Source organism: Pseudomonas ceruminis (assembly GCF_021602025.1).
GTDB lineage: Bacteria > Pseudomonadota > Gammaproteobacteria > Pseudomonadales > Pseudomonadaceae > Aquipseudomonas > Aquipseudomonas ceruminis.
This window is the reverse complement of sequence record NZ_BQHW01000114.1, coordinates 1-213: the sequence shown is the minus strand read 5'-3', so window position 1 is coordinate 213 and position 213 is coordinate 1. Positions and strand designations below refer to the sequence as shown.

1 rRNA gene is annotated in these 213 nt (G+C 51.6%); it reads right to left on the bottom strand.

Going from position 1 to position 213, the window contains the following annotated elements:
- Positions 1-145 precede the first annotated feature (145 nt).
- A 16S ribosomal RNA gene (locus L6D80_RS30055) occupies positions 146-213 on the bottom strand; the annotation flags it as partial.

The window sequence follows — 213 nt, the reverse complement described above, 5'->3', positions numbered from 1 at the left end:
TGGGCAGATTTGAACTGCCGACCTCACCCTTATCAGGGGTGCGCTCTAACCAACTGAGCTACAGACCTATATAGGGTCTTGATCGTCTTCGACAAAGAATCAAGCAATTCGTGTGGGAGCTCATCAGCAGGCTGATGTCGTCGATTAAGGAGGTGATCCAGCCGCAGGTTCCCCTACGGCTACCTTGTTACGACTTCACCCCAGTCATGAATC